Below are 23,958 nucleotides of genomic sequence, written 5' to 3' on the forward strand. Positions count from 1 at the left end.
TCCCCGTCAGCATTTATATATAGACGAGTCCGTCTATTAATATGGCCTTTCATTTATGCCCCTCTCCAACCATCAAGCCAAGCAAAAGCCTGCCTATGGGTGGGATGCCTCCGGGGTCATGGTCGGGTTTCTGGTCGCGGGCTCGGTCATTCTGGTCGCCGCGCTGCTGGTCCTGCGCGTGCAGCCGTTCGCGCTGGCGACCCCGGTCGCGGTGGCGCTGATCCTGATCGGCATGGTGCCGACCATCCTCGGCCTGGCGATGCTGCAATATGGCTTGGTCGGGAAGCTGCGCACTCGAGACGCGCTGATCGGCCTGATCGACTGGCGGGGTGACGAGGCCGTCCTTGATGTCGGCACCGGCGCGGGCACGTTGTTGATTGCTGCGGCCAAAAGGCTGGACAGGGGCGGCCGGGCGACCGGTATCGATATCTGGTCGGCGAAGGATTTGAGCAACAACTCGTCCGCCGCGACGCTTCGGAACAGTGCGATCGAGGGGGTCGCCGATCGCGTCGATGTGCAAACCGGCGATGCGACCGCGCTGACTTTCGCCGATGCGTCGTTCGACATCGTCGTCTCGCTGCTCTGCCTCCACAATATCGAGCCCAAGCCCGATCAGGTCAGGGCATGCGCCGAGATCGCCCGCGTGCTCAAGCCCGGCGGCCGCGTCGTGATCGGCGATTATGTCCCGACTCACGATTACGCCGCCGCGTTGCGATCAGCAGGACTGCGCATCGAGCGGTCACGATCGGCTTTCGCGATCGCCGGTGCGCTGATGTGGATCCTCGTCGCCGACAAACCCCTAGCCCAGGATGCGCCATGAGCCGAACCGTCAACTTCCCGTCGCTGCAAGGGTGCTGGACGCCGTTGACCGCCGCGCGCGACCTCCGCAGGAAACCCCTGGCGGACGTGCTCGACGGCGTGCCCGTCGTGCTGTTCCGCGACCAGAATGGCACGGCGCAGGCGCTGGTCGATCGCTGCCCGCATCGCAGCGTGAAGCTGTCGGTCGGCAAGCTGCCCGGCGACGGCACAATTCAGTGCGCCTATCATGCCTGGCGCTTTGACGGTACGGGGGCATGCCGGGCGATCCCGTTCAATCCCAGGGCCAACAAGTTGTCGGTCGTCCATGCCCAGGCACTGGCGTGCGAAGAACGCGACGGGCTGCTCTGGCTGTTTGCCGGCGATCCGGCCGATGCGCTGCCGCTTGACCTGCCGCCAGCGCTGAGCGGGGGATGGTTTGGCTCGATCCTTCATTATGAGTGGGACGTCCACTGGAGCCGCGCCGTGCAGACCGCGCTCGATGTCGCGCACCTGCCATTCGTCCATCGCACGACGATCGGCGTCGCGTTCGGCCGCAAGCTCGGCAAGACGCCCAACGCGCAGATATCGCACCGCATGGCGCTTCGCTCCGATGGCGGGTTCCGCATGGACTGGTGGATCGATGGCGGCGATGACGTTCGGCCGGCCGATGCCGGCTGGGTCGAGTTTCACCCGCCCAACGGCATGAGCCTGGTGGTATCGCAAAAAGGCGATAAGCAGTCGCTGCTCTATATTTATCTGGTGCCGCTCGCCGATGGCCGGTCGCGGCAGATCATCATCGCGCGCCGCAACCATAGTCGATACAGCCCGATCCCGCGATTGTTCGATGCCTTCACGCCGATGATCTTCCGCGAAGACGAACGCAATATGACGACTGCCTGGCCGTCGGAAGTGCCAACGACTGGCGAGGAGGTGTCGATGCCGTCCGATGCACCCTCGCTGCAGTTTCAGAAATGGTATCGCGCATGGCTGAACGGACTTCAGGCGGCAACCAGATAACGCGGAAAGCTGGTCAGGAATACGCCTCAAGTCCAGTCATTCCGCCTCGCCGTCGCGTTGCCTGAAAGCTGCTGTGCCACGGACAGCCCGACAAGGGCGGCTATCGGCTGGTTAGCTGCCGTCAATCTTCTTCGTAAAACGCAAGGCCGCGATTGTCGGGCTTAGGCCGTGTGAAGCGGAGCGACGCTGACTTCGTCGGCTTCCAAGTCTAAGGCCGCATTGCCGCTGCTCAACCACCGTCCGCGTCGATCAAGGTTCTCGCGCACGCGTTCAAACGCCTTGCGCGTGGCCCCGTATTCGTCGGACGCCAGCACATAACGATGGCAGTAGAAGCCGCTCGGTTGATAGCAGTCCGGATCATTAGGCGCGGCGACATTCCAGCGCAATTTTCCGTGAATGAAGACAAAATAGCATCGCATGGACTATTTTTCGATCAATCGGGGAATGACTGCAAATGGGGGCGGGAACGGTCGCCCTCGGATATCGGTCGCTCGCAAGAGCTGCGCTCACGCGTCGTCGGCCGGTTCGTCGTCACCGCCTCGCTCGGTCAACAGCGTCGTGACCGCGAGGTCAGCAGTTACGTTTGCGGTCGTCGCGAACATGTCGGGGATCGTGTCCACTGCGAGAAACAGCGGCAGCAGCTCGATGGGCACGCCAACCGCAAGAGCGACGGGGGCATAGGCTGCGAAGAAGCTGATCTGATTGGGCAAGCCGGCGATCACCAGATTGTTGAGCACGGACAGCGGCACGACAAGCGCCAGCTGCGCCAGGCTCAGCTCCACGCCATTCAGCTTGGCCAGCGCGAGAATCGCAAGCGTGATGGCGGCCGGGGCGTTGATCCGGAACAGAGCGACAGCAAGGGGAAGCACCGTCCCTACCTGGCGGTCGGGCAGATTGAGCGCGCGCGCTCCTTCGATCATCGCGGGCAGCGAGGCTAGCGACGATTGCGTACTGAACGCGACCGATTGCGCGGGCAGCGCCGCCCGGGCGAACGCGCGCAGCGGTGTTCGCGCGGCGACCGCGACGAGCAGAACGAACGCTGCCATCAGGACAATGCCAGCGATCACCCGCGCGGCGACATACCAGGCGAGCAGCGCACCGACGCCGAGGCCGCTGCGCGCCGCGACGTCGAAGGCGAGGGCGAACACCCCGAGCGGCGCCGCCAGCAGCACCCATCCGATGATGACGAGCAAGGCGTCGGCGACGCCCTGGAAGAACTCACCAATAGCGGCGGCATGGCGCGCCTCGATGCGGCGCAGCGCCACCGCGAACAGGAGCGCGAAGATGACGACAGGCACGATCGCCCCCTGCGCCGCGGCGGCGATCGGATTGACGGGGACCAGCGCGCGCAAACTGTCCTGCAGGGGCGGCAAGCTGGGGACTTTGCCCGCGTCGATGCGTAGCGCGTCGAGGCCGGCGACCTGCCAACTGCTGAACATCCCCCAGCCGAGCGCGACACCAAACACGGCAGAGGCAAACAGGAAGACGATGAACGCGCCGATCGCGCGCCGCGCCACCCGCGTCGACCCGCCGCTCGCCGTTGTGCCAAGACCCGTGACGATCAAGGCAAAGACGAGCGGAACGATCGGCATGCGTAGAGCATCAAGCCAAAGGCCGCCGATCGTTTGCAACGCCGGCAATGCAGCGGCCTGCGAGCCCGCCAGATAGCCCCCAGCCAAGCCTGCAATCAGGCCGATCAGGATTCGCGCTGCATTGGGTATTTTCATCGTGTTCCCGCCAGTTTTTCATCGTTTGTGAGTCGCGGCGCCATCATCGCAAATTGTCGCCACGGTAACGGCGCGGGCGCATGCCAAGGCCGAGGTCGCCAATCACATCGCCTTGGTCCCCGGAACAAAGGGTTGCTTGGCAGCGTCAAAGCAGAAATTGTACTCCTATCGAGTCGATAGGAATTAAACCTCAAATGCTCTCCGCAGCCTTGGCCTGGCTTGGCGCCGGGCCATTTTTTTGAGAGTGTCTCTGAACGATGGAGCGCAAGAGAGGGATCGATCGTGGCGACTGAACCTGTCAGCGGCCGAAGCCCCCTGGATTTTCTCTGGTTCATTCCGTCGGGGGGCGACAATCGTCGGCTGGCATGGCCGGCGGGCGAACGTGCGCCGGACCCCGCTTATCTCCGAGAAATCGCGGTCGCGGCGGATCGTCTCGGTTACTATGGCGTCCTATTGCCAACGGGTGCGGCCTGCGCCGACGCCTGGATAACAGCCGCAGCGATCGCCCCATTCACCGATCAGCTGCGATTGTTGGTGGCGCTGCGTCCGGGCCTGACCGCGCCGGCCGAGGCTGTTCGCCAGGCAGCGGCGCTCGATCGCCTGTCGAACGGACGCGCGCTGCTCAACGTCGTCACTGGCGGTAATCCGCGCGCGCTCGCTCAGGACGGCATCTTCCTTGACCATGACCAGCGCTACGAGCAGACCGCCGAGTTCCTCGATATCTGGCGCGCGCTCGCCCGCGGCGAGCAAGTCACGCGACACGGCCACTATCTCTCGATCGAGGACGGCCAACTTCTTCACCCCTTTGTGCAGACGCCGCATGCGCCGGTGTGGTTCGGCGGCTCGTCGGACAGCGCGCGGGAAATCGCGGCGGAGCATGTCGACGTTTACCTCGCCTGGGGGGAGCCGCCATCGCAGCTGCGCGACGTGATCGACGACGTCCGGGCACGGGCAGCGAAGCGTGGCCGCACCATCCGCTTTGGTCTGCGCCTCCATTTCATTATCCGCGAAACCGAAGGCGAGGCGTGGGATGCCGCCAACGACCTGATCCGCTACGTCACTGACGATCAGATCGCGCAGTTCCAGACCTATCTGACCAAGGGATCGGATTCGGTCGGCCAGGCAAGGATGCAAGCGCTCCACCGGGGCAGCCGTGCCGATCTAGAGATCGCCCCCAATTTATGGGCCGGGATCGGGCTGGTGCGGACCGGGGCCGGCACGGCTCTGGTCGGCGATCCGGCGACGGTGGCGGATCGCTTGCAGGACTATGCCGATATCGGTGTCGATACGATCATCGGCTCGGGCTATCCGCACCTCGAAGAAGCTTATCGCGTCGCCGAGCTGCTGTTCCCGCACCTCAATCTGCCTAACCGCCATGTTCGCGCCTTGCCGGCGCTACGACCCTTCCTGCCGCCCGCCACGGCGAGCGAGGCCGGCTTCTCGATCCCATCGGCGGCGCGCGTTACCTGATGGGCTGGCGACGGAGCAGACGATCGAGTATCTGGCCTTCGATCGCTGCCAAGGCGGCGTCGCCGTGGCGCCGCGGCCGTTTGACCGGAATGGCGACATCGACGGCGATCCGCCCGCCCTCCAGGACAATGACGCGATCCGCAAGCGCAACCGCCTCGGCGACGTCATGCGTTACGAGCAGCGCGGTAAATCCCTCGTTCCGGCGAACCGTATCGACCAGCGCTTGCATCTCGATCCGGGTCAGCGCGTCAAGGGCACCCAGCGGTTCGTCCATCGCGAGCAGGCGGGGTCGGCTGATCAATGCTCGGGCGAGCACGACGCGCTGGCGCTGCCCGCCGGAGAGATTGGCGGGCCATTCGCCCGCTTTGTCGGCGAGCCCGACCTCGTCGAGCGTAGCGTCGATCAGCGCGTCGAGTACGGTCCGGGCCAGCGCGTCCGAGGCCCCGATTGCGACATTGTCGCGGACGCTGAGCCAAGGCAACAGCCTGGGCTCTTGAAAGACCAAGCGGGCCGTGCCGCGATCGACGTCGATCGTGCCGCCTGTCGGCTGGACAAGGCCCATAATGGCGCGCAGCAACGTGCTCTTGCCGCAACCAGATCGGCCGACGATCGCGACGAATTCGCCAGGGGCGATGTCGAGGCTCAGTCGATCGAGGACGAGGTTCGCGCCGAACGAGACCGACAAGTCGCGGATCGAGACCGGCGCACTGACGGGCGCGGCACGGTCGGCGTCCAGGCGAAAAACTGGATTGTTCATCGCTCAGCCCCGCGCATAAACGGGATTCCAGCGGAGCAGGCGTCGCTCGAGCGCGCGGGTCAGCGTGTCCGCCAGTTTACCCAGCGCCGCATAAACGAAGATGGCGAGCACGATGATGTCGGTCTGGCTGAACTCGCGCGCCTGCGTCGCCATGTAACCAATGCCCGAACTGGCGGCGATCGTCTCCGCGACAATCAGCGTCAGCCACATAATGCCCAGCGCGAACCGCAGTCCAACGAGGATCGAGGGGAGCGCGCCGGGAAAGATGACCTTACGGAACAGCGTCCAGCGGTTCATGCCGTAAATCCGGCCCATTTCGATCAACTGGGGATCGACCGACACGACGCCATGATAGGTGTTGAGATAGATCGGAAAAAAGATACCCCAGGCGACGAGCAGAATCTTGGCCTGCTCGCCGATCCCGAACCACAAGATCACAAGCGGCAGCAATGCCAGATGCGGAATGGTCCTGACCATCTGCAGCGTCGGATCGAGCAGGCGCCGCGCAAAGGGCGACAAGCCGCACAACAGGCCGAGCGCGAAGCTGATGATCCCGCCCGCTGCCAGCCCGGTGAGCGCCCGGCCGGTGCTGACCGCCAGATGATGCGGCAGTTCGCCATCCGCCGTCAGTTCGGCGCCCGCCTTCAGCACGGCGGTCGGCGCCGGCAGGATTTGCGACGGCAGCAGCCCGGCGCTCGACGCGACTTGCCAGGTGCCGATCAGCAGGATCGGCACGATCGCTGATACGATGACATTGTCGCGCCAGCCTGGCCGAGTCATGTCCTGGGATGCCAATCGGTCCAGGCGGCTTTCGCGGCATCGACCTTGGCCGGAATGATATGGGCATTGAACAGATAGTCGGCGACGCGCTGCTGGTTAGCGATGACCGCCGGCGTAATCGGATCGACCGCGAACAGAAAATCCTTGTACCGGGCGAGCATGCCGTCCAGCACTGGGGGCGGCAGCCGCGTCGCCTTGGCGATCGCGTCGCGATAATAAAGGCGATGGGCGTTGCCCCAGGCCGCTTCGGCGCGCAGTTCGTCAAGCGTTGCGCGCAGGACATCAGCGCGATCGCGCACGAACGAGCCCGACGCCACGTAAAAGGAAACCGTTTTGATGTCGGAACTCGGCAACGGCACGGGTCGATCGCCGCCGCGCACCTGCGCCAGCGTGTAGAACGGATCCCAGATCACCCAGGCATCGACCGACCCGTTGGCGAGCGCGGTCTGCGCATCGCCGGGCGCAAGGTTGGCGGGGGTGATATCCTGCAGCTTCAGGCCCGATTGCCCAAGGCCGACCGCGAGCGCGAATTCGGCGGCCGATCCTTTAGTATAGGCGATCTTCTTGCCCTTGAGTTGGGCGAGTGAGGTGATCGTCGATCCCGGCGGAACGAGGATGCCCGTGCCAATCAGCCCCGGATAGGATTGCGCGGCGACATAATAGAAATCGGTTTTCGCGACTTGCGCGTAGACGACCGGCGTGTCGCCGACAAAGCCGATATCGACCGCACCGGCACGCACCGCTTCCAGCAGCGGCGGCCCCGAAGGAAATTCGACCCATTTGACGGGACCGACCCCGCGCGCCGCCAGTCGCTTGGCAAATTCCCCGCGCGCCTGCGCCAGGAACGGCACGCCATTCTTCTGCGTTGCAAAGACGATTTCCTTGCCCGCGGATTTTTGGCCACACGCGCTCAGCGCGGCAGTCGTGGCGGCCCCGCCGATCAGCGCGAGCGATTGGCGGCGGGTAATCATTCCGCCGCCTCCAGTTGCGGCACCGGCGCGGGGGTGAGCAACCGGCTCTCATACCCATCGACGCCGACCGGGACTTCGCCGAGCAAGGTTACGCGGCGGACGACGCGATGCTGGCTGCCATAATCGTCGATCGCGTAATGCTGCGTCGCACGATTGTCCCAGATCGCCACGTCGCCCTCGCTCCACCGCCAACGCACCGTATTCTCCAGCCGGGTGACATAGCTTTGCAGCCGCTCGAACAACGCACGCGAATCGAGGACCGGCAAGCCCACGAACTGCTTGACGAAGCCGCCCAGCAGCAAGCTTCGCTCGCCGCTCTCGGGGTGCACGCGGACCACTGGATGTTCGGTTTCGTAGACGGTGGACGTGAACACCGTCTTGAACTGGCGCCGCTGTTCCTCGGTGGCGGTGGGCCGCTGGGCAGCATAATCATAAGCGTTGGTATGGATCGCGCGCAGGCCGTCGGCGAATGCACGCAGCGCCTCCGGCAGGTCATTATAGGCCGCGACCGTATTGGCCCAGACCGTGTCGCCGCCTGCCGGCGGGATGGTCACGGCGCGCAGGATCGACGCGAACGGATAAGCCGGGACGAAGGTGATGTCGGTGTGCCAGTGATTGGCACGCGCACCGCGACGTGAATCCAACTCGAAAAGGAAATTGCCGCGCGATGGCACAGTCGGGTGCTCGAACGGCTCACCGAAGGCGCGACCGAACGCTTCCTGCGCGTCATCGTCGAGATGATGCTGCCCCCGGAGAAACAGAACCTTGTGGCGGACAAGTGCTGCGCGCACCGCCGCGAGCGTCGCGGGGGCGAGATCGGCTGACAGTTTCAATGACCGAACTTCCGCGCCAATACGGCCACCGACCGGGGCAATGTCGAGCGGGATCAGCGGATCGGGATGGTTGGAATAGGCTCGCTCGATCATCATGTAAGGCCTCCACTTACAGGCGCTGGCGGATCTGCCAGGGTCGGAATGGCTAAGCCAAGATAGTCGCGCAGCGTCCCGCCGGTGGATCGTGGGCAGCAACCGCCGACGTCGCTTTGGCGGCGGCTGTCTCAACGTCCGCCGCGTGAGGGGGCAGGACCGCCAAAATACCGCGCAGACTCTCGCCGCGTACAAGTGCAATCAAATTCATCTCGGAAACTCCGCCTCTTTTAATCCTACCATTTTAGTATGAACTAAGGGAGGGAAGAGATTTAGGCTTGCCCGTGGAGAGGAAAAACTATCGCGACGAAATACCACAGCTTATCAGTCTGTTAATTAGGGCTGATTGCAGATTTTCGTTCGGCGCAAGGTCTCAGCGCCAGCAGCGTTAGTCAGGATCCCCGCCGGATCGCGGCAATGAACGCCTCCTTTCATGCCAGGTGACACCAATCGCCAGTGCGGCACCAAGCGGCATCCGGAGTGTTGATCGACGTTGACGCGTTCGATTAGCGCGCGGCGGCTTTCACAAATTTCGCGCCGGGAACCGCTATTCCGCTTCCGGCCCAGGTTGTGACGTTCTTTGATATTGAAAGCCGCTCAATATCGGCAGAGTTCACGTCAATTCTTGGGAGTGTTCCCGAGGTGCCACAAGAGAGGATCCACCGCGCAGCAGTGGTAGCAGTTGGTCCCCCTGTCGGCTGATCTCGGCCAGATAGGGCGTGTCGGAAAGAACAAAGTGGGTCACGCCAAGATCGCGATAGTTGCGCAGCGATCGGGCGACGTCGGCCGCTGATCCGACCAGCCATGTCGTCCCAGCGCCGCCCCCGCCATAGCGCCCCGGTGCGGTATAGAGATTGTCATCGAGCACGTCGCCGCGCTGGTAGAGATCGAGCAGGCGCTGCTGCCCGACTGCCGGTGAGCGGCGATGCTGGTCGGCCTGGCCGTGTTTGCGCGCCATGTCGTCGACCTTGGCTTCGGCGTCAGCCCAGGCTTGCTCGGTTGTATCGCGGACAAGCGTGGTGATGCGCAGCCCAAACTCGAGCGGCGGCAGATCGCGGTCGAGGTCGCGGGCCAGGCGCTTCAGTCGGGCGATCCGCTCGCCGACGCCTTCGAGGGGTTCGCCCCAGAAGAGCTGGATGTCGGCCTCGGTCGCCGCGACGCGCTCCGCCGCCTCCGAGGCGCCCCCGAAATAGAGGCGCGGGTGGCGCCGGTCGCCGTGCGGCGTGATACGCGGAACGACGGTCGACCCCGCCACCTGGAAATGGGCGCCCTCAAAGCTCACCGCCTCTTCGGTCCATAGCCGCCGGACGAGCCGCATGAACTCCTTGGTACGCGCGTAACGATGCGCCTGATCGCCCTCACTGTCGCCATAGGCGGCAAGGTTATCCTGGCCCGAGACGATATTGATCCGGACGCGACCGCCGGACAATTCGTCGAGCGTGGCAGCCGCCGAGGCGAAATTGGCCGGCCGCCAATAGCCGGGACGGATCGCGACGAGCGGCTCGAATGTCGTGGTTCGCGCGGTCAACGCCGCCGCCACGGTAAAGGTATCGGGCCGCCCCCAGCCCGTGCCGATCAAGGCGCCACCCCAGCCATGCTGCTCGAGGGCCAGCGCATGTCTGGTGAGCGTATCGAGGTTCCACGCATTGGCTGGTGTGGTGTCGCCGCGATGGCCACCCTCAACCTGATTGGGGATGTACCACAAAAATTCCGATGGGTGAGACATTGGCGTTCCTTGATGATGTGGTAGGACCGCGACCGGGGCGCGCTACCGGAGCTGAAACCCGAGCTTGTGAAGCACCTCGCGCAGCACGTGGCGCCCGGCGATCGCTTCGGGGCCGCGCACGCGCTGCGAGGCCTGCTCGGTCCAGTCACGCTCGACCATCTGTTGCTCGGCCTGGAAGCTGCGCAGGCGGCGATCATAATCGGCGAGCACGGCGGGCGCCGCGGCCTCGCCATAGCTCTCGTGAAACAAGACAGCCGCCTGTGGCAGACGCGGTTTGACCGAGGCCGGCGCGGCAGGATCAGGCACGCCCACGGTCAGCCCGAACAGCGCAAAGGCTTGCGGCGGCAGGCCGATCTCGGCTGCGACCTCGGCGGGTTTGTTGCGGATGCCACCGATATAGCAGGTGCCGAGCCCGATCGCCTCCAGCGCCACTACCGCATTCTGCGCGGCGAGCGAGGTGTCGACCGCGCCGAGCAGGAAGCTTTCGAGATAATGTAGCGCTTCGGCCGGCGTGGCCAGCCGCTCGCCGACATTGGCAAGGCGGTGATGATCGAGGACCCATAACAGCAGCAGGGGCGCCTGAACAATCTGCTTCTGGTTCCCCGCAAGTGCTGCGAGCCGCGCCTTGCGCGCCGGGTCTTCGACCGCGACGACGCTCCACGGCTGGAGGTTCGAAGAGCTTGCAGCCGATTGCGCCGCTGCCACCGCGAGCTCGATCACACCATCGGGCAAAGCCTCGTCGGCATAAACGCGGACCGAGCGATGCGCGAGGAGCGTGTCGAGCGTCTCGCTCCACCGGATCGGCAAGTCGAGTCCTTCGCGGTAGCGATCGAACAGACGGCCACCGAGGCGACTTGCCGGCTCGCTCGGCGCTTCGACCAGGGCGATTTCACTCATGCGGCTTCACCTGTTTCGACAGAGGACGTCCATTGCCCGGTAACCAGGGGATGCCGGTCCTCGTGATAATCCGCGGGCGCCTCGTCGACGCCAAGCAAGCGATGCAGTTGCGCGCGCAGGGCCGCGATCCGCTCGCGGCGCTCAATCCCACCTGGCGGCAGGTCGACCGCAATGTCGCTAACGATGCGACCGTCATCGAGCATCAGAATGCGGTCAGCGAGCACGATCGCCTCGTCGATGTCGTGCGTGACGAACAGCACCGCAGGGTCATGGACATCGAACAAGCGCCTGAGCAAACTGTGCATCTGGATGCGGGTCAGCGCATCCAGCGCACCGAATGGCTCGTCTGCCAGCAGCAGTTCGGGTTCACGGACCAGCGCCCGCGCAAGCGCGACGCGCTGCTGCTCGCCGCCGGACAACTCATGCGGCCAGGCGCGTTCCCGGCCCGAGAGGCCGACCTCGGCCAGCGCATCGCGCCCGCGCTGCCGCCCCCGCCCCTCTATGCCGAGCAGGACGTTGTCGAGCACCCGCAGCCATGGCAGCAGCCGCGCATCCTGGAAGATTACCGACAAGCGCGCCGGCAGGCGAATCTCGCCGCTGCCGATGGCTTCGTGGTCGATCTCGGCAAGCGCGCGCAGGAGCGTGCTTTTGCCCGATCCGCTCCGCCCGAGCAGCGCGACGAACTCGCCCGGCGCAATGTCAAGATCGATCCCGTTCAGCACGCCCTTGCGCGCAAACTTGCGGACCAGCCCGCGCACCTGCACAGCTGGATGGTCGATGGCCGCGTTCATCGGCCGATCGTCCGGCGCCAGCGCAGCAGATGTCGCTCGAGTTGGCGGACCAGCGCATCCGACCCGAAGCCGAGCAGCGCATAGACCACCAGCCCGACCAGCATGACATCGGTCTGCGCATAACTGCGGGCGAGCGTGACCATATAGCCAATCCCGCTCGTCGCGTTGAGCTGTTCCACCACCACCAGTGCCAGCCAAGCTGACGTTACACCGAAGCGCAGGCCGACGAGAAACCCGGGAAGCGATCCGGGCACGATGACCGAGCGCAGGAACTGCCAACGGCTTAGGCCCAAGGTTTCGGCGAGTTCGACATAGCCCAGATCGATTGCCTGCAAGGCATTGTGGGTGTTGATATAAACGGGAAAGAAGACAGCGACGGCGATCATTGAGACCTTCATCGTCTCGCCAATCCCCAGCCACAGGATCATGAAGGGAATGAGCGCCAGGATGGGGATACCGCGCTTGAGCTGAACCAGACCGTCGATCACATAGCCGCCAAGCAGCGACAGGCCCGACAGCAACGCAAGTGCAACGCCCACAACTACGCCAAAAGCCAGTCCCGCCATCGCGCGCCAGGCGGAGATCAGCAGATTTTCCTGGAGCCGTCCCTCGCGGATAAGGTCCAGCCCGGTTGTGATTGCCGTCCAGGGTGGCGGCAGAATCCGCGGGTCAAGCCAGCCCGTTACCGAAAGCACCGACCAATAGAGGAGTAGAAGCCCGGGGCCGAGCAGTGTGCCGTATCGTGCTGGCGCTTGGGGGCTCAGGCGCACTTTCGGTGAAGCCACGCGGCTTGGCCGCTCCGCCGCCGACCTCTGCGTCTCTACCGCTGCCCAGTGAAGCTGATCCGAATAGGCGTTCATGATGGGTTTCCTGGTATGAGCGCCGCACCATCGGCAGCGAGTCCTTCGAAACGACGGTCGAACAAGGTCGCGGCATTGAAGCGGGGATGCCGGGTTTCGGGAGCGAGCGTGTCGATCGCCGATTGTTCATAAGCGATCGCCTCGTCCCAGCGGCGCGGAACGGAGAGGTTGGCGGTGTACGCCGCCATCAAGCGAGCGTCAGCGAGGGGCAGCCCGCGCTTGCCGACGAAATACCCCTGCGCGAGCTCTTCGGGATGGGTGTTGATCCATGCTTGGGCGCGGCCCCAATATTGCGTGAACAGGCGCAGCGCCGCCGCTTTGCCGGGATTGGCCAGTACCGTTTCAGGAACATAAAGGCTCGCGCCGTCGTCGCGGAACGGCGGATGCTTGAGGAGGTGAGCGCCGTCCGGTCCGTAATCGCGAATGTAGCGCTGCGCGACGAGATCGGCACGGATCGGCGCGGCGTCGATCGCCCCAGAAGCCAGCGCATTGGCATAGACGTCGCCGCCGATGCTTGACGGCAGCTCGACCAGCGTCACCGCCGAGCGCGGTATGCCAACCGCTTTCAGCGTTTCCAGCACGATTTGCGCCTGCACTTGGCTCGGGCTGAAGGCGATCCGCTTGCCGCGCAGGTCCGCCAGCGTGCGGATGTTGGCGTTGGGCGCGATGCCAAAGACATAGGCGTTACGCCTCGCCCTATCCGCATATTCGCGAAACGCGATAATGCGCACCGGTATTCCGGTCCACACCGCATGGATGGGCGGCATGCTTGCGCCGGCGCCGACGTCAAGCGCGCCGGCATGAAATGCTTCGGTTACCTCAGGGCCACCGGTAATCTCCGCCCATTCGATGCGGAAGGGCAGTTGCTTGTCCCAGCCATTATGCTGGAACACCCAGCGAGCAACCGGCTCCCCCACGCGGAGCACGACGCCGGGCGGAACCTGATCGGGAAGCGGCGCGGCAAGCGCGGCATTGGATCTTGCTCCAGCCGCATGCCAGGCGGGCGCAAAGAGGATCAGCAAACCAACCGAAACCGCGACGAATGCCGCCAGCGCCGACGACCCTTTCGGCCACCGTGACGCCGCGGCTGGCATCAGCTGTAGACGGGCTCGGGCGGGACCGATTTCATCTGCTCGGCCGGATAGCGATCGCCGACCGTGGCGCCGCGCGGGAAGGCGGCCTCGAGTTCCGCGATTGTGCCCTCGTCGAGATGGAGATCGCCGGCAGCCCAATTATCCTCCAGATGGCGGATGTGGCGCGTGCCGGGGATGGGCACGACCTGCTTCGACAACACCCAGGCCAAGCTGACCTGCGCCGGTGTCGCTCCCAATCGCGCAGCCACCTCCTCGATCGTGCGGCGGCGGCGACTGTTGGCGGCAACCGCGTCGGCCTCGAACCGCGGATGGATACGGCGGCGGTCATTGTCCTCGACCGGCCCGGCGCCAGCAAGAAAGCCGCGCCCCAGCGGGCTGTAGGCGACGAAGCCGATGCCGAGTTCGCGCACGGTCGGCAGGATTTCCACCTCCACGTCGCGCGTCCACAAGGAATATTCGCTCTGCAGTGCGGTCAACGGGGAAACCGCATGAGCTGACCGCAATTGGGCAGCGCTCGATTCTGACACGCCGACGCCGCCGATCTTGCCTTCCTCGCGCAATCGGCCGAGCGCGCCCACCGACTCCTCGATCGGTATCTCCGGGTCGACGCGGTGGAGATAATAGAGGTCGATCCGCTCGACGTTCAGACGCTTGAGACTGGCCTCGACGGCGTCGCGGGGCGATACACGCTCGCCGTTGCTCTGGCGGTGCGTGAATTTGCTGGCGATGACGAGGCGGTCGCGCCGCCCGGCGATGGCCCGGCCCAGCAATTCCTCATTATGCCCGCTGCCATAAGCCGTAGCGGTATCGAAGAACGTGATCCCCAGATCGATCGCGCGATGAAGGGTGCGGATCGACTCGGTTTCATCCGCCTGCCCATAGACATGGGATAAGCCCATGGCGCCAAAACCCTGCCGGCTGACATCGAACGTTTCAATTTTCGGCATTTACGCCTCCATCGATGATCAATCTCAACCGGCGCCAACGCGATGGCGATTCAGGAAAACTTTCACCGAGCGCATATTTCCTAGTTGGTCAGTAGGAATTGCCTCGACAAAACCCCTATCGGATTAATGGGAATTAGATTTGGGGGCGACGTCATGAAAAAAGCGATGATTGCACAAGCCTTGCTGGCAACCGCTTCAGGCCTTGCCTTCCCGACCTTGGCCCACGCGCAAGCAGGGCGAGAGGACGCAGCACCTGCCGATACCGCCGCGCCTGCTGATACCCAGGATACGGGCGACATCCTGGTCACCGCGCGCCGCCGCGCCGAGAATATTCGCGATGTGCCGATCTCGGTGCAGGCGGTCAGCGGCGAGACACTCGAGCGCAAGGGCATCATCGATCTGCAAAATCTGATCAACCTGACGCCGGGCCTGAATTCAACCGGCGGCAATCCGCGCAACTTTTCGGTGACGATCCGCGGCGTCGGCTATGCGCCGACCGCCGCCGACGGGCTCGACAACGCGATCGGCGTCTATTTCGATGGCGTCTATCAGGCGCGTCCGGGGCAGGTTCTGCAAGACCTGGTCGATGTGCAAAGTTTTGAAGTGCTGCGCGGCCCGCAAGGAACGTTATTTGGCCGCAATGCGGCGGCCGGCGCGCTCAATATCACGTTCAACAAGCCCAGCTTCACGCGCGGCGAAAGCGTCGAACTCTCTTATGGCCGGTATAATTTCGCCCAGGGCAAGATCATCCTGACGGGGCCGATTACCGACAATATTGCCTTTCGCACGGCCATCTATGGCACGCGTGCCGATGGCTGGATTCAAACGCCCTTCCGACCGACCTTTCGGAGCGCGGCACTCGCGCAAGGGATTTATGCGCCCACCGCGACCAGCGACGACAAGACGGCCGGAACCGGTCGTTTCGGCTTTCGCCAGCAATTCCTGCTCGACGCCGGCAATCTCAAGATCAATCTGTCCGGCGATCTGAATGTCGAGGCCGATAGTTCGGCTGGATACAGCTCGGGCGGCGGGATCATCGAGCTGTTCGGCCCCGGCAACTGGGGGATCAACACGACCGCAGCGCAGCAGACGCGCGTGACCAACGCGCGCACCGCGCTGGCACAGCTCACCAATTTCGGCGGCGTCCAGAATTGGGTGCCCACGGTCAATCCGCGCGCGTCGATCATCAACAATTACAACCATATCCACACCGAGAATGGCGGCGTTTCGCTGACCGCGGACTATAAATTCCCCTGGGCGACGCTGACGTCGATCAGCGCGTGGCGCTACTGGACGTTCAATCCGCCGCAGGACAGCGACAACACGCCGATCGACATTTACCAGAATGAGGCGATCAGCCGCAGCGACCAGTTCAGTCAGGAGTTTCGCCTCGCCTCTGATAACAAAGGGCCGATCGATTGGCAGGCGGGCGCTTTCCTCTATTATTCGCGATTGAGGGACCATTATATCGTCCATCAGTTCGGCGCCGACGCCATCCCCTGGTACAATGCCTATAACACGGTCGCCGGCACTGCCTTCACGCCCATTCCGATTTCCTTCCGGTCGCAGCTGACTGGCGCAGAGATCATCGAGAACACCCTCGTCGAGAACCGCAATGCGGCGGTTTACGGTCAAGCGACATGGCACCTCACCCGGAGCCTCGCGCTGACCGGCGGCCTGCGCTACACTTACGACCGCAAGAATGGTACAAGCTCGGTCGATACCAGCCTGCTGCCGACCTCGCTGCCGACCGGGGTGACCAACGCGCAGCTCAACGCCTTTTACAACGCGATCGATGCGGTCCAGCGCAATACCGGCCTGACTTATGCGGTGCCGGGCTATCCGACGACGGTCACAGCTTCGGGCTATCCGCTGAATCTGCGGACCTCGAACGACAATGTGTCGTGGACGGCAAGCCTGACATACAAAATCACGCCCGATATCAACACCTATTTCACTTATGCGACCGGCTTCCAGGCGGGTGGGCTCGACCTCAACAACCGCTCATTGAGTCCCGCCGCGCCGGCGATCCAACCGACCACGACCAAAAATATCGAAGTCGGCGTGAAGGGTGCGTTGTTCGATCGGCGGCTGACATTCAGCGTCGCTGCCTATCGCGAGACGCTCTACGGCTTCCAAACCTCGATCGCCTACATCCTGCCCGACGGCACTTCCCAACGCGGCGCGACCAATGTCGGTGATATTCGCGCGCAAGGGTTCGAATGGAGTTTGGCCGGCAATCTAGGCGGCGGAATCCGACTGAGCTTCGACGGCAACTATAATGACGGGGTCTACACCCGGGCGCCGTCGCTGCCGGCGCCGGCGGAACTCAGTTACAATGGTATCGCGAACGTCAATGCGACCGGCCAGCGCGCGCCGTATTCACCCCAATGGGCGCTTTCGGTGACGCCGTCATTTGATCACAAGATTAGCGCGCACACCGAATTCTACAGCTACGCACAATATTCCTACACCAGCGACTACAGCACGGGCGTGACGCAATCGATCTACACCCAGGTGCCCGGCCAGTTTAACCTGGACTTGCGCGCCGGGGTCCGGTTTGCCGACGGCAAATATGATTTGTCAGCCTATGCGTATAACGCGACCGACCAGCGCAACCTCATCTCGCAAGCGCTGCTCGCCGCACCCTCCGGAGCGGGGGTCACGGCCTATCTCGGGCGCACGGTCAATTATAACCAGCCGGCGCGTTATGGTGTGACCTTCCGGGTAAAACTCTGATGTCTTCACTTGAGACGGTGCGTCCCGCGGGCCGTCCGCTGCCACACAAGCCGACCTTGGCATGGAACTTACCACCGACAATGCTAAACTGCTTGGATGGATAAGGACGTCACCTCGGGACGCTGTTTATGCGGCGCGTTCCAGTTTGAGATCGACCGCCCAATCGGCGATGTCCGTCTATGTCATTGTCAACTCTGTCGCTGGGCGAATGGCAGCGCCTATTCCGCCCACGCTAAAGTGCCTTTGGACCGTTTTCGCGTGGTCCAGCAGCTTAGCGCGATTACGTCCTTTGAGTCATCGCCCGGCGCTCACAAGCACTTCTGTTCGGTTTGTGGAGCGCCGGTTTTCTCAAAGGTTGACTGGGATACTGACCATATCCGGATACGCTTGGGCAGCCTTTCAGCCGATGCGAATGCCAATATCACGGCCCATGTCTGGGTAGGATCGAAAGCAAACTGGGATCACATCGCCGACGATCTTCCGCAATTTGACAAACAAGCTCTCTAACTCGGTCAATCAAAAGTCCTCTGAAACCGTGGGCTTTTACCTGATTTGACGGGTCTCAGCTATGTGCCCTCGATCAATACAGTCTTGGGCTTGGCAGCCGTCGCCGACAGCTCTGCATCGCACACGTGCGCACGTCAGTCTCGGCTTAGCTCCTCAATAGGCTAGGCAGCTTCTTATACGGGTCATAGGCGCGTGGCGTATCGGCGAGCGGCGGCACATCGGACAGCTTGGCGCTCGTGCGGCTTACGGCATCCCGGCCGGGGACATGCCTGCTGCTGAGCATTGCGGTGTCGCCTGCAATCCCGAACAGCGCCGACGCGAACAGGAAGACAATGAACGCGATTAGCGCGCGCTGTATGCTATTCCAGCACATGTCTGCTTCAGCAGGCGAGATCCCAGAACCGGTCAGGCAACTGGCGGTCCATTTCCGGCCGCTGATAGCGCCCGACCCAATCACCGGGCGTGAATGCGTTCAAGCAGCCGTGAATCACGCGATGCAGCTCCCGGCTGCGCGTCGGCACTCGCCCGTCAAGAAAACCCCGCCACGAAGCTGGTCGGAGTCAGCGTCACATGGGCGTCGAGCGGCGGGCAGATGGCGAAGGCGCGGGGTTGCCGGGCGAAAGAATGTAGGCGGATCAGCTGCCACGTTTCCCGGCGCGCGTCCGCCACCGCGAGTTCGTTGCGCGTGATGTGGAAAGGCGTCCGCTCCCAGCCGTTCGTGGTTTTTACTTCGAGCAGGCGTTCGCGCCCGTCGGGCTCGAAGCTCAGGATATCATAACCTGCCCCGTCGCCGTCGAGATCGGCCACCCATCGCACCTTCTCCACGAGATCGTGCCGGTTCGCCGCCGCGAGCGTGGCGCGTTCGTGATCGAACACACAGCGCTCGCCCGCTTTGCCAAGCGCGCGATTGCGGGCGTCGCGGGCAGCGACGTCGAAACGTCGGGCAACCGCCAGCATTTGTTCGAGTTCGTCGGGTGGCGGCGCATTGCTGACCGTCGGCGGGGGGCCGATCCAAAGCAGGTGATCGTGCGTACGCGGGAGGTCGATGCCTCATCGACCCGTGCCGCTCGCGCGTACCATTCAGGTCGTCGCGCCAGCCAACGCGCGATGGCATCCATCAACGATGCCTGAAAATTGAACGCGGGCTTGTATCCGTCGATCCAGGTCTCGCCGAGTCCCTTCAACACCGCGCTGATATTCTGGTGCTTATACTCGATCGAACCTTCGCCGCGCCCAATCAGCGCAGCCAGCGCGCGTCGTCGCTCGCTCTTGTTATAAGGCCTGCCCGCCACATCCTCGTCGAGCATCGCAAAATAGTCCGCGACGATCGCGTCATTCTCGACATCGGTCCAGGCATCGCGTGCGGCCACGTCGTTCAGAACAGCTTGTTCATCAGCTTGCCACCATGCACCGTCGCAACATACCCCTGCGAGCGCCACAGGAAATCATCTCCGCCGCTCGCCGAAAACAAGAGCTCAAGATCAGCCAAAAAGCGCCTCCTGGACCTTGCGAGTAGTAACGGGATGCGCTCTTCCTAGCAAAGCTGAGTGTCACGAAAGGCAATAAGCTGCCCCGTCGTAGTATATCGCGTGCCCTGCTGTCCTGGCGTGCCATCGGAAATGAAAGAGGAAGTTGGCCGGGAAGGGGAAGAAGGAGAGATTTAGGAGGGCAAGATGAAAGCGATGGCACTGGCGCCTCCCAAACCCTTGACTGGGCTTGGTTTTCGCCGTGCCGTCCGGTCGGCGCGCGTGCCGCGCGAAGCAGATTCTCCAGTAATTTCAGCGCTCTTTACGGCACTATCGGGCCTTCTGGGCAGCATGCGCTCGATGTGTCCGTCGTTTTGACTTACATTTTCGCCACGATGGAGAATCCGATGGCCAGCAAAATATCAGCCCGCAGTGAACGTATCGTCCGTGCGCACCGTCTTGAATTTCGGCTCGACGAACAGACCAAGGGGTTGATCAAGCGCGCCGCGCAGCTCGAAAGGCGCAAGGTCAGCGACTATTGCCTTACGGCCATTGTCGAGGCCGCGCGGCGGACCATCGCAGAGCATGAGACGCTAAACCTGTCGGATCGCGACCGGGCTGCCTTCTTCGAGGCGATGATCAATCCGCCCGAACCCGGCAAGCGGCTCGCGCGCGCATTTGCGGAGCATAGCCGTCGCGTCGGCGCGTGATCGATGGCCGGACCTGACACTGACCGGGTCGTCCTTTTCCTAAATGGAGGCTGCGACTGAGCCGCATTTTCGTGCGGCATCGAGGCCGTTGATCGATATCTCCGGACCCAGCTGGCCAAGATGTTCGACTGCCGGAGTCGGAGCGCCTTGTATTGCCGATGCGGGTTGTCGAACGCGTTGCGGCATCCTAACTCGCAGCCTGGTGGGAATTTAATGACGTCGCCGATTTCAGGTGATTGCTCGCTACAGCGCGACCAGCGTGACCAAGGGCTTGATATGCAGATAATGGCTGCATGATGCTTCCGCCATGCACCGCGCCAAGCCCCAGTCGATCGGACCCGGCGATCAGCCAGCGCAATATGCGCTGCCGCTGGAGCCGCTCACCGTGCGGATACCGGTCGCGATCCGGCTGACCGGTATCGGGCGATCGAAACTCTATGAGCTGATCAAGGCTGGCCAGCTGCAGACCGTCAAGATTGGCACCGCAACGCTGGTGACCATGGCCAGCCTGCGCAAGCTGATCGAGAATGGATCAGCTTGAGGACGGTTCGACTTTGCTCGTGCAGAAATCGGCCCATTCGCACATCAGCGATCGACGCTTGTCGAGAAAATCCGTCCGGCGATAAGCCGCTTCGACCTTGTTTGAGTTGGCATGGGCGAGCGCCGCTTCCGCAACCTCGCCGGGATAGGTGGTTTCTTCCGCAACCCAATCGCGGAACGCCGAGCGAAAACCGTGGACGGTAACGCCCGCGTCCATGTCGCGCAAAATCTTGAGAAGCGTCATGTCCGACATCGGCTTTTTCAGCTTTATGCCCGGAAAGACGAGATCGGTACACGGAGCGCTGAATGCCTTGGCGCGCTCGAACGCATCGATCGCTTGCGGGGCGAGCGGGACGTGATGAGGCCGCGCCATCTTCATCCGCTCCGCCGGGATCGACCACAGCGCCGCTTCGAGATCGATTTCGCTCCAGGTCGCGCCGCGTATCTCGCCAGAACGCGCGGCGGTGAGGATCAGCGCTTCGAGCGCCACCCGACCGACCGAAACGCGTTCACGCAATTTCGCCAGGAACCCCGGGACGTCGGCAAACGACATGGCGGCGAAATGGCCGTCATCCTTGGGCTGGCGCGGCAGGCCCTTCGACAGCGAGCGCAACGGGGCCTCGCTGTCGCGATATCCGTTGACGTAGGCCCAGTCGAGCACTGCGCCGATACGCTGTCGAACGCGGCGAGCCGTCTCAGGCTTGCTCAGCCAGATCGGCTGTAATGCCTTCAGGATTTGCGGCCCTTCAATCGTGTTGACCAGCCGGTCGCCGAGAAAGGGATAGGCATAGGTTTCGAGCGTCGTGATCCATTGCGCCTGATGCTTGCCGTTCTTCCAGCTGGCCTTGTGTTCCTCGTGGACGCGCACGGCGGCCTCGCGGAAAGTCGGAACGGCATCGACAACCTTCTTTTTCTCGGCAACCGGATCGATACCGCGTGCAATCTCCCGACGCAGATCGGACGCCCTGGTCCGCGCTTCCGCCAGCGTGAGCACTTTGGTTGAGCCGAGGCCAATATCGCGACGTTCGCCACCGATCCGAACGCGAAGCACCCAGCTTTGAGCGCCGCTCGGCTTCACGACCAGAATCAAACCATCGCCGTCAGTATATCGGCCTGGCTCCCGGATCGCTTTGATGCGCGCGACGGTTAGCTGTCCCATGTTCGAATCCTCCTTCCAGTACCCACAATCGTTCCCACCAGAGCTGGTAGGAACGGACGGATTGGAGTGGATTTCTGCGGACGCCGATATCGCTCCAAACACTTAGAGAATAGCCATTTTCCAGAGGTTTGGGAAGGCCGGAATCTACGGTAAATGGCGGAGCGGGAGGGATTCGAACCCTCGATACGGTTTTGCCGTATACTCACTTTCCAGGCGAGCGCCTTCGACCACTCGGCCACCGCTCCGCATCAAGGCACTGGAAGGCGGCGAGCCGTAGCGGCAGTGTCGTGCTTTCGCAAGGCGGCGCGGCGTGGCATGTTGTGCGGATGATGCTGCTTCGCCCGTTCACCGTCCTTGCGCTTGGCGCTTTCGCCGCCGCAGCGCTTGCCGTTCCTCCTGCGACCCCCACGCCCGCCGCCGCGCCGCGCACGCCGGGCGAGATCATAGCCGCGGCCAAGCCGGGCGACTGGGTCGAGATCGCGCCGAGCGACTTGCTGGTGATGACGCTCGCGCCCGATGCCGCCGGCAGCCCGCGCCGCGTGATCATCCAGCTGATGCCGGCGCCATTCTCGCAAGCCTGGATCGGCAATATCCGGGCGCTCGCCAGCGCGCATTGGTGGGACGGCACCAGCATCAACCGCGTGCAGGACAATTATGTCGTGCAATGGGGCGACCCCAATGGTGACGATGGCGCCAAGGCCAAGGCGTTGCCGGCGGGCCTGGCGAAGACCTCGCAGGATGACTACGCCACCCCGCGCGCCTCGGGCTTCGGCACGTGGTTTCCCTTCCTCCGCGACGGCAATTATGCGCCGCATGTCGGCTTCAAATCGGGCTGGCCGATCGGCTGGGACGGTGACCATGCCTGGCCGGTCCATTGCTACGGCATGGTCGGTGTCGGGCGGGGCCTCGCGCCCGATGCGGGGACGGGTGCCGAGCTTTACGTCATCATCGGCCATGCGCCGCGCCACCTTGATCGCAACATCGCGCTGGTCGGCCGCGTGGTGAGCGGGATCGAGCAGCTGTCGAGCCTGCCGCGCGGCACCGGCGCGCTGGGCTTCTACGAGAAGGCCGAGCAGCGCGTGCCGATCACCTCGATCCGGCTGGCGAGCGAGCTGCCCGCCGCCGAGCGCCCGCGCTTCCAGTATCTCGACACGGCCAGCGCGACCTTTGCCGATTATGCCACGGCGCGCGCCAACCGTCAGGATTCGTTCTTCATTAAGCCGGCCGGCGGCGCGGATGTGTGCAACGTGCCAGTACCGGTGCGGGCAGTGAACGGCGGCGCACAAACCAAATAACCGCACCGGGCCAGACCGGCGCCATCGGCGAATGTTCCCTAATGTTCCCACTCATGCGCATGTTTCCAGCCGCGCGACCTGATGCTTTGCGCGATCAGTACAACGACTACGGGGTCGACGATCAGAAAGAGCGCGGCGTCGGATTAAACTGAGGCGCGGCGGTAGGACAGGCGCTATTTGCCCACCCAGTCCGCCACCTCCGCTGCGACCTGATTGGCAGCGGCGCTGAGCGCGGGACCGACGCTGTTCTCGTCGATCTTGCCGATCGGCGCATGGCCTTCGAACCGGCGGGTCTCGTAAACGCGGTCGACGCCGCGCCGCAGCGAGGCATTGTAGACGACCACCGCCTCGCCCTTGGCCTCGTCAATGCCGAAGCTGCGCAGCTCGCCCGACAAATGCGCACCGGGATCGCCAAGCGCCTGCGCGGACGACAGGATGACGCGCCCGGTGCGCACCGCGATCGTGTCGCTTAGCACGCGAGCGAACTGGCGCGCCGGCGCCTCGCTCCACACCGCGCCTTTCACATAAGCGACCGCGCCCGGCCGAGTTACGACCATCACGCGCGGCGCGGCGACGGCGGCGGGCGTCACCGGCATTTCCAGCGACAGGGTATGCGCGGTCGCGGTGCTCACCGTCTGGCCAGGCGCGGGCTGCTCGGCCGAGGTCAGCGTCAGCAGCTGCACCGGCGGCTTGCCCGCCAGGCTGATGCAGCCCGACAGCAGCGGCAACAGCGCCAGCGCGGCGCACGAAAGCGTGGGGGATGCGCGCATCATGGCCGGCC

The 23,958-nt window shown here is 63.7% G+C and carries 24 protein-coding genes and 1 tRNA gene; 8 read left to right on the forward strand and 17 right to left on the reverse strand.

Annotated elements, in window-relative coordinates:
• Positions 1-55: 55 nt before the first annotated feature.
• Both ACLB0R_RS05500 and ACLB0R_RS05505 read left to right on the forward strand, forming a co-directional pair.
• Positions 56-820 carry a class I SAM-dependent methyltransferase gene (locus ACLB0R_RS05500; RefSeq protein WP_416642337.1) on the forward strand — a complete coding sequence of 255 codons (765 nt, stop codon included), beginning with the start codon at positions 56-58 and terminating at the stop codon, positions 818-820.
• Positions 817-1,815, forward strand: a complete 999-nt coding sequence (locus tag ACLB0R_RS05505; protein ID WP_416642338.1) for a Rieske 2Fe-2S domain-containing protein — start codon at positions 817-819, stop codon at positions 1,813-1,815. Before ACLB0R_RS05500 ends, ACLB0R_RS05505 begins: the two co-directional genes overlap by 4 nt.
• Before the next feature lie 161 nt (positions 1,816-1,976).
• On the opposite strand, the gene ACLB0R_RS05510 is transcribed toward ACLB0R_RS05505, so the two are convergent.
• Positions 1,977-2,234, reverse strand: coding sequence for a hypothetical protein (locus tag ACLB0R_RS05510; RefSeq protein WP_416642339.1), 258 nt, complete (start codon positions 2,232-2,234; stop codon positions 1,977-1,979).
• Between the two features lie 87 nt (positions 2,235-2,321).
• A complete protein-coding gene (locus tag ACLB0R_RS05515; protein WP_416642340.1) occupies positions 2,322-3,542 on the reverse strand; it encodes a dicarboxylate/amino acid:cation symporter in 1,221 nt (406 codons plus the stop codon).
• A 282-nt stretch (positions 3,543-3,824) separates the two neighbouring features.
• On the opposite strand from ACLB0R_RS05515, the gene ssuD reads away from it, so the two are divergent.
• Positions 3,825-5,012, forward strand: coding sequence for an FMNH2-dependent alkanesulfonate monooxygenase (gene ssuD, locus ACLB0R_RS05520; protein ID WP_416642341.1), 1,188 nt, complete (start codon positions 3,825-3,827; stop codon positions 5,010-5,012).
• Here ssuD and ACLB0R_RS05525 read toward each other — a convergent pair.
• From ACLB0R_RS05525 to ACLB0R_RS05570, 10 genes are all read right to left on the reverse strand, one after another.
• Positions 5,005-5,769, reverse strand: coding sequence for an ABC transporter ATP-binding protein (locus ACLB0R_RS05525; RefSeq protein ID WP_416642342.1), 765 nt, complete (start codon positions 5,767-5,769; stop codon positions 5,005-5,007). The two genes, ssuD and ACLB0R_RS05525, sit on opposite strands and share 8 nt — an antisense overlap.
• 3 nt (positions 5,770-5,772) lie before the next feature.
• Positions 5,773-6,549, reverse strand: a complete 777-nt coding sequence (locus ACLB0R_RS05530) for an ABC transporter permease subunit (RefSeq protein ID WP_416642343.1) — start codon at positions 6,547-6,549, stop codon at positions 5,773-5,775.
• Positions 6,546-7,520, reverse strand: coding sequence for an aliphatic sulfonate ABC transporter substrate-binding protein (locus tag ACLB0R_RS05535; protein WP_416642344.1), 975 nt, complete (start codon positions 7,518-7,520; stop codon positions 6,546-6,548). The genes ACLB0R_RS05530 and ACLB0R_RS05535 overlap by 4 nt, the downstream gene beginning before the upstream one ends.
• Positions 7,517-8,449, reverse strand: a complete 933-nt coding sequence (locus ACLB0R_RS05540; protein ID WP_416642345.1) for a TauD/TfdA dioxygenase family protein — start codon at positions 8,447-8,449, stop codon at positions 7,517-7,519. Before ACLB0R_RS05540 ends, ACLB0R_RS05535 begins: the two co-directional genes overlap by 4 nt.
• Positions 8,450-9,059: 610 nt before the next feature.
• Positions 9,060-10,172 (reverse strand): LLM class flavin-dependent oxidoreductase, encoded by a 1,113-nt coding sequence (locus ACLB0R_RS05545; protein WP_416642346.1) that lies wholly within the window; start codon positions 10,170-10,172, stop codon positions 9,060-9,062.
• Between the two features lie 42 nt (positions 10,173-10,214).
• On the reverse strand, positions 10,215-11,069 hold the full coding sequence (locus ACLB0R_RS05550; RefSeq protein ID WP_416642347.1) for a nitroreductase family protein: 855 nt from the start codon (positions 11,067-11,069) through the stop codon (positions 10,215-10,217).
• Positions 11,066-11,860, reverse strand: coding sequence for an ABC transporter ATP-binding protein (locus tag ACLB0R_RS05555; protein ID WP_416642348.1), 795 nt, complete (start codon positions 11,858-11,860; stop codon positions 11,066-11,068). Before ACLB0R_RS05555 ends, ACLB0R_RS05550 begins: the two co-directional genes overlap by 4 nt.
• On the reverse strand, positions 11,857-12,720 hold the full coding sequence (locus ACLB0R_RS05560; protein WP_416642349.1) for an ABC transporter permease: 864 nt from the start codon (positions 12,718-12,720) through the stop codon (positions 11,857-11,859). The genes ACLB0R_RS05555 and ACLB0R_RS05560 overlap by 4 nt, the downstream gene beginning before the upstream one ends.
• Positions 12,717-13,742 carry an ABC transporter substrate-binding protein gene (locus ACLB0R_RS05565; RefSeq protein WP_416642350.1) on the reverse strand — a complete coding sequence of 342 codons (1,026 nt, stop codon included), beginning with the start codon at positions 13,740-13,742 and terminating at the stop codon, positions 12,717-12,719. Before ACLB0R_RS05565 ends, ACLB0R_RS05560 begins: the two co-directional genes overlap by 4 nt.
• Positions 13,743-13,813: 71 nt before the next feature.
• Positions 13,814-14,761 carry an aldo/keto reductase gene (locus tag ACLB0R_RS05570; protein ID WP_416642351.1) on the reverse strand — a complete coding sequence of 316 codons (948 nt, stop codon included), beginning with the start codon at positions 14,759-14,761 and terminating at the stop codon, positions 13,814-13,816.
• Positions 14,762-14,914: 153 nt separating this feature from the next.
• Between ACLB0R_RS05570 and ACLB0R_RS05575 the strand changes: the two genes are divergently transcribed.
• Together ACLB0R_RS05575 and ACLB0R_RS05580 are read left to right on the forward strand one after the other, a co-directional pair.
• A complete protein-coding gene (locus ACLB0R_RS05575; RefSeq protein ID WP_416642352.1) occupies positions 14,915-17,500 on the forward strand; it encodes a TonB-dependent receptor in 2,586 nt (861 codons plus the stop codon).
• A gap of 96 nt (positions 17,501-17,596) precedes the next feature.
• A complete protein-coding gene (locus tag ACLB0R_RS05580; protein WP_416642353.1) occupies positions 17,597-18,007 on the forward strand; it encodes a GFA family protein in 411 nt (136 codons plus the stop codon).
• A gap of 380 nt (positions 18,008-18,387) precedes the next feature.
• Here ACLB0R_RS05580 and ACLB0R_RS05585 read toward each other — a convergent pair whose 3' ends face one another.
• Positions 18,388-18,528, reverse strand: a complete 141-nt coding sequence (locus ACLB0R_RS05585; protein WP_434953771.1) for a hypothetical protein — start codon at positions 18,526-18,528, stop codon at positions 18,388-18,390.
• Positions 18,529-18,535: 7 nt separating this feature from the next.
• Positions 18,536-18,964 carry a DUF3883 domain-containing protein gene (locus ACLB0R_RS05590; protein WP_416642354.1) on the reverse strand — a complete coding sequence of 143 codons (429 nt, stop codon included), beginning with the start codon at positions 18,962-18,964 and terminating at the stop codon, positions 18,536-18,538.
• Between the two features lie 916 nt (positions 18,965-19,880).
• Here ACLB0R_RS05590 and ACLB0R_RS05595 point away from each other — a divergent pair.
• Both ACLB0R_RS05595 and ACLB0R_RS05600 read left to right on the forward strand, forming a co-directional pair.
• Complete coding sequence (locus ACLB0R_RS05595) at positions 19,881-20,183, forward strand: DUF1778 domain-containing protein (RefSeq protein WP_416642355.1); 303 nt, start codon at positions 19,881-19,883, stop codon at positions 20,181-20,183.
• A gap of 307 nt (positions 20,184-20,490) precedes the next feature.
• Positions 20,491-20,724: a helix-turn-helix domain-containing protein gene (locus ACLB0R_RS05600; protein ID WP_416642356.1), complete on the forward strand. Its 234-nt coding sequence runs from the start codon at positions 20,491-20,493 to the stop codon at positions 20,722-20,724.
• Here ACLB0R_RS05600 and ACLB0R_RS05605 read toward each other — a convergent pair.
• Both ACLB0R_RS05605 and ACLB0R_RS05610 read right to left on the reverse strand, forming a co-directional pair.
• Positions 20,716-21,882, reverse strand: a complete 1,167-nt coding sequence (locus ACLB0R_RS05605; RefSeq protein ID WP_416642357.1) for a tyrosine-type recombinase/integrase — start codon at positions 21,880-21,882, stop codon at positions 20,716-20,718. The genes ACLB0R_RS05600 and ACLB0R_RS05605 overlap by 9 nt on opposite strands.
• Positions 21,883-22,036: 154 nt before the next feature.
• Positions 22,037-22,127: transfer RNA gene (locus ACLB0R_RS05610), tRNA-Ser, on the reverse strand.
• A gap of 81 nt (positions 22,128-22,208) precedes the next feature.
• Between ACLB0R_RS05610 and ACLB0R_RS05615 the strand changes: the two genes are divergently transcribed.
• Positions 22,209-23,177: a peptidylprolyl isomerase gene (locus ACLB0R_RS05615; RefSeq protein WP_434953772.1), complete on the forward strand. Its 969-nt coding sequence runs from the start codon at positions 22,209-22,211 to the stop codon at positions 23,175-23,177.
• A 173-nt stretch (positions 23,178-23,350) separates the two neighbouring features.
• Here the strand turns inward: ACLB0R_RS05615 and ACLB0R_RS05620 are convergent, their stop codons facing one another.
• Entirely contained in the window at positions 23,351-23,950 is a 600-nt protein-coding gene (locus ACLB0R_RS05620; RefSeq protein ID WP_416642358.1) for an ABC-type transport auxiliary lipoprotein family protein, read from the reverse strand.
• Positions 23,951-23,958: the final 8 nt, after the last annotated feature.

It is taken from the genome of Sphingomonas sp. GlSt437 (assembly GCF_048015635.2).
Lineage (GTDB): Bacteria > Pseudomonadota > Alphaproteobacteria > Sphingomonadales > Sphingomonadaceae > Sphingomonas.